Source organism: Actinomyces sp. ICM47, from assembly GCF_000278725.1.
Classification (GTDB): domain Bacteria; phylum Actinomycetota; class Actinomycetes; order Actinomycetales; family Actinomycetaceae; genus Pauljensenia.
In genome coordinates this window covers 1-5,375 of record NZ_ALCA01000020.1, presented here as the reverse complement: position 1 = coordinate 5,375, position 5,375 = coordinate 1, and the positions used below count along the sequence as shown (strand labels likewise).

Sequence of the window (5,375 nt, the reverse complement as noted above, 5' to 3'; positions counted from 1 at the left end):
AGTCATACTCCCCAACCATGCCGCACGTAACTCGATCCCAAGTGCTTCAATTTTGAAATCGCATGCCCGGAATTTCAACGTTCTGGGTATAACCACAAACTGGCCCGAGTCAATCACGTGCGAGTTTTGGTGATGCACCAGGGCCGCCCCGGCCTCGTGGCTGCCCCGCGCACCCCTCAGATACCGGCGAGCGCCTGCTCCAGATCCGCGATCAGGTCACCCACGTCCTCCAGGCCAACCGCCAGGCGCAGAAGCGTGCCAGGCACGCCGCCGACCCCGCCAACACGCGTCGAATGCGTCATGATCGCCGGGTGCTCAATGAGGGACTCCGGCGCACCCAGCGACGCGGCCAGCGCGAAGATGCGCGTGCGCGTCGTCAGCTCGAGGGCCGCCTCCTCCGTGGCAACCTGGAAGGACAAAACCCCGCCAATGCCTCGGGGATTCTGGCGCTGGGCCAGCTCGTAGCCCGGATCCGAGGCCAGCCCCGGATAGTGGACCGCGCTCACCTTCGGGTGGGAGGCCAGGAACTCGGCGATCCTCTGCGCATTCTCGCAGTGGCGCTCCACGCGCAGAGCCAGAGTCTTCAGGCCGCGGTGCGCCAGGTACGTGTCGCGCGGGGACGGCACGTGACCGAGAGCCATCTGAAGCTTCACGGCCTCGGCCGCCGCGTCGCGCTCGCCGAAAAAAGGCTCGACGTGCGCGGGCAGCTCCAGGCCATCGCGCAGGATGAAAGCTCCGCCGATCACGTCGGAGTGGCCGCCCACATACTTGGTCGTCGAGTGCACGACGACGTCCGCACCCAGCTCGAGGGGCCGTTGCAACACCGGCGTCGCGAAGGTGTTGTCCACGATCAGCAGGCCGCCCACCTCGTGTGTGAGGGCCGCAATCGCGGCGATGTCGGTAACCAGCAGGAACGGGTTCGAGGGGGTCTCGACCCACACGAGCTGCGGGCGCTGTGCGCGAATCACGCGTTCGGCCTCGGCCAGGTCGGTCAGATCCACCGCCTGGGAGGTGATGCCCTCGGCGGGCTTGATGACGCTCAGGAGCTTGTGCGTTCCCCCGTACACGTCGGTCGAGTGCACGACGTGGTCGCCGGGGCGCGCCAGCAGACGGATCACCGTGTCCTCGGCGCTCATGCCCGACGGGAACGCGAAGCCGTGCGTCGCCCCCTCCAGCGCGGCCAGCGCCCCCGCGAACGCGTTGGTCGTCGGGTTGCCACAACGCCCGTACTCGTATCCGCTGCGCAGCTGGCCCGGCCAGTCCTGCACGTACGTCGACGCGACGTGCATCGGCGGTACCACGTCCCCCGTCACGGGGTCCGGGTCAAACCCGGTGTGGATGGCCAGCGTCGCGAAGTCGGTACAGTCAGTCGTGCTCATACCGTCACGGTACGAGGCCGTGGCTGACCACGCCGGAGGGTTTCGACCGCCGGTCGTTTGTGACAGCATCCGAGGGCAGCACCGGGCGCTGCTCACACATCCACGTTGCCAACCGGATCGCCACGCTCGCGGATAGGAAAAGAGCTGACGGATAGGTTATGAACACGCGGATAGCTTAGTAACCTATCCGCAAGTGAATAACCTATCCGCATAGGCACAACCTATTCGCGATACGCACACAAACTGTCTCTCATGCGCACGCGGTCGGATCAGCCCCGCGTCTCCTCTCGGATTGACGTGCGCTTCTACACCCAGCCGGCGAGCGCGATGCGGGACTGCTCTTCCAAGGCAGCAACCGCGCCATCGGAGTCGTTCGCCCACGGCACGTAGTGGAAGTCCCCACCCCCGGCCTCGACGAACGTCTCGCGGTTCAGCTGATCAATCTCCTCGAGCGTCTCCAGGCAATCCGCCATGAAGCCCGGGCAAATGACGTCCACGCGCGGGCACTTCGCGGCACCCAACTCAGCCATTTCCTCGATCGTCTGCGGGCCGAGCCACTGCGCGCGCCCAAACACAGACTGGAAGGTGGCCGTCAGGGAACCCATCGCCAGGCCGAGGCGCGACTCAAGGGCCGCGACCGTGTGGCGGCACTCGGCGCGGTAGGGGTCCCCGGCCTCGTCCATGGCGACCGGGATCGAGTGGAAGGACACGACGACGCGGTCCCCCGTCAGGAAGTTCGGGCGACCCACCCGCGCCCAGTGGCGCTCGAGCGCGGTCGCAAGCGCCTCGATGTACGCGGGGGCTGCGGGGAAGGAACGATGCAGGCGCATCTCGAAGCCGTCACGGTTGCGGCCGATCCACTGGGCGACCGCGTCGTTGATCGTCGTCACCGTCGAAGCCGCGTACTGCGGATACGCGGGCAGGATCGCGACCCGGCGCACACCCTCGGCATGCAGGCGGTCCAGGACCGAACCGATAGAGGGCTGCCCGTAGCGCATCGCGACCTCGACGCGCACGCCCGGCAAGCGCTCGCCGAGGCGGCGGGCCTGCTCACGGGTGTAGTGCATGAGCGGCGAGCCTTCCTCCATCCAGATGCTGCGGTACTTGGCGGCGACCTCGCGGGGGCGCACGCGCAGAATGATGCCCTCGAGGATGGGCTTCCACAGAAGCGGACTCATCTCGATGACGCGACGGTCGGACAGGAACTCGCGCAGGAACGCGCGCACCGGACCAGGCTCAGGGGCGGTCGGCGTCCCCAGGTTGACTAGAACCAGGGCGGGCTGTGCCTCTCCATGATGCGCATGGATCGACGTCGAGGTGGTCGCTGCTACGTCCTGGGAATTCGTCACTCCACCAGCCTAATGTTCACGCTTCCCCATGTCGCTGACGCTGTGTCACCTTCCGGAGAGAGCGTTCGCGCCGCGCCCCCTCCTCGTCGCGTTCCTCCCGGGCACAGACGAGGCCTCGGCAGCCTAGCGCGATACCTGCAGCCCACACCGCGCTCACATACCACAGAACGCCAACCGCATTCGGCTCGGGGCACCATCACCCCATCCACCGCGATGAGCGAACTCACGCACACACAAGGGTGCCCCACCTGTGACAGGTGGGGCACCCCAATGTTATTCACGCGAGCCTACGCGACCCGCTCCCTCCTCACGGAGGTGTCAGGCTCAGGCCTGGCCGTTCTGGGAACGGATGAACCACGCCTGCTGCTCGAAGCGACGGATGTAGTCGTTGAGAATGTCGGCGGAGGCGGAATCCTCGGCGTCAACCTTCTCGTGCACGTCGCGCATGGTGCCGACGGTCGCGTTGATGGCGGCGACGGCGAGTTCCTCGGCGTCATCGGTCTTGATGATCGTCTCGGGGACGGTCGGGAGGGTGTTGCGCTGGGCGACGACCTCGGGCAGGCCATTGGGGACGACCTGGAGGGCGCGCATGCGCTCGGCGATCTCGTCGGAGGCCTCGCGGGCGATGTCAACGACATCGTCGAGGTACAGGTGCAGCGAGCGGAAGCCCTCGCCGGTGATGTTCCAGTGCAGCTGCTTGCCCACGAGGGACAGCGCCGTCACGTCGGTGAGGACCTTCTGCAGGTTGCCTGCGAGAACGTCGGAAGCCTTGAAACCAGTGGACTCAACGGTCATGATGAATCTCCTCTACGTATCATTTCGGTGCGGGGTTGGCCCTTGTGGGGCCGTGCCCTTCAGACACATCCATGATGGTCCCTTGGTCCCACAATTTCTAGCGCTGTCCACTGTTTAGTCAAATGTTTCACGATACTGTCAAACTTGGGAATAGAGCCGTCGTTTTAGGCGTTTTTACGTCATTGGGACTTTTGCCCTATGGGATAGGATCGCCTTACCAATCTTCGCCGAGGTCACGGTTGCCTCATACGGTCGGGCACCGCCTCGGGCCTGTGGGCGGCGGCAGGTATTACTCACACCGTCAGGTCGAGCGCGCATGCCCCATGCCCATATGGATGGCGTTGGGGGACGACGCCGTTGCAGAGCATCGCAGGCACGTCCCATGCCCGTGCGGGCAGAAAGCATCGACAAACCGGAGAAGAACCGTCAATCTGGATAGGTTACGGCGTTCTGGATAGGAAAATAACCTATCCAAAAGAGCAGTTCCCATCCAGAACGCAACTTCCCATCCAGAACACGCGAACCAACCTAATGCGAGGCCACGGATCGAACCAGTTCCGTTCTTTCACGGATAGGTTACGACGATGCGGATAGGTTATCGCCATGCGGATAGGTTAATAAGCTATCCGCATGCTCATGACCTATCCATGAGGCAACAACCTATCCGCGTACGCAACGACCCCCGGCCGGCAGGCACCGCGAAGGCTTGACCGAACCGCTTCTGACGCGCACGTTAACCCGATAGGTGACTGCCTGGGCGAGCTACCCACCATGCCTCAATAGGGTTTATCTGCGTATTGAATGGTTAATACTGCCAATAGATGAGCCCAGCTGCAACCACTGACCCGCACGATCTATTTCACCGCAACGTGATCAGTCCTCGCGAAGCAACTCAGCCCCACCCGGGTTCCCTAACCCTCACGTGGACCCCACGTTATATCCGAACCCATCATTTCGCACGTGACCCCTCTAATCCGCACGTTAACCCGCTAATACGAACCTAGGCAGCCCCGCCCACGCTCCAAATAGCGGGTTGACATGCGACATAGCGGGTTACCGCTCGCAACATCGGGTTCGCGCGCGAGCAACACACCCTGCCAGGCACGTTGTGCCCAAAACGCAGACCACCTCGCCCACAACACCCCATTTTCAGCATTTTTCGCCGAGGTGGTCTGCACTTTGGGCACCACGCCAGCACGAACCGCGACCTCACCACCACCAATCGAGAGGAATTTCGCTACACGAGGGTCCGACACGTCGGCGACACGCGCCATACACCACAAAACAGCTCGGACATGCAGTGAGACGCTCGCGCACGGGGCGTCGCTACACCCGGGTTATAGGACATGTCATGTTGCTGGGTTCGTACCTTGCATGCCTTGGTACGCCCTTCTCATCCGCACGTGGGCCTGCTATTCCGAGCCTGGGCAACCCTGCCCACGTACGGAACAGCGGGTTAACGTGCGGAACAGACGGCCCACGTGCGAAACAGCGGGTTCACATGCGGGACACGTTGGAACCCAGGTCGCTGTCGCACACGACCAATCCATGACGGATCATGGGGCAGCCACACACAGGCCCGCGATGCAGCATTCACAGGAACGAGGCAAACACCACCAACTACAATAGCAACTTTCCCGTGCAACAAAGCCAAAAAGTCACCCTGCTAGCAACACGATTTATCCATCCTCCAAGTTGGCTCCACCACCTACAACACCAACTTTCCGCACCAACAGCCGAAAAGTCACCACAAAACCAACACGTTTTATCCTGTAACCCGAAAAACCCCACCAGCACCAGTGCGCAGGCTGCCGGAGGGCCAGGCTGCGATGCCCGTGGGCGGTGGCAGGGC

General features: G+C 63.3%; 3 protein-coding genes. All 3 read right to left on the bottom strand.

The genetic code is table 11. The features are described 5' to 3' along the window. Window positions 1-176: 176 nt before the first annotated feature. Entirely contained in the window at window positions 177-1,379 is a 1,203-nt protein-coding gene (locus HMPREF1136_RS01060) for a PLP-dependent transferase (RefSeq protein ID WP_034504328.1), read from the bottom strand. A gap of 305 nt (window positions 1,380-1,684) precedes the next feature. Further along, on the bottom strand, window positions 1,685-2,728 hold the full coding sequence (gene hemH / locus HMPREF1136_RS01055) for a ferrochelatase (protein WP_009647450.1): 1,044 nt from the start codon (window positions 2,726-2,728) through the stop codon (window positions 1,685-1,687). Window positions 2,729-3,052: 324 nt separating this feature from the next. Next, window positions 3,053-3,523, bottom strand: coding sequence for a Dps family protein (locus tag HMPREF1136_RS01050; protein WP_009647448.1), 471 nt, complete (start codon window positions 3,521-3,523; stop codon window positions 3,053-3,055). Window positions 3,524-5,375 lie beyond the last annotated feature (1,852 nt).

Excerpts from the sequence above, each read along its gene's own strand:
- HMPREF1136_RS01060 (WP_034504328.1), bottom strand. The coding sequence starts at position 1,379 with ATGAGCACGACTGACTGTACCGACTTCGCGACGCTGGCCATCCACACC.
- HMPREF1136_RS01050 (WP_009647448.1), bottom strand. The coding sequence starts at position 3,523 with ATGACCGTTGAGTCCACTGGTTTCAAGGCTTCCGACGTTCTCGCAGGC.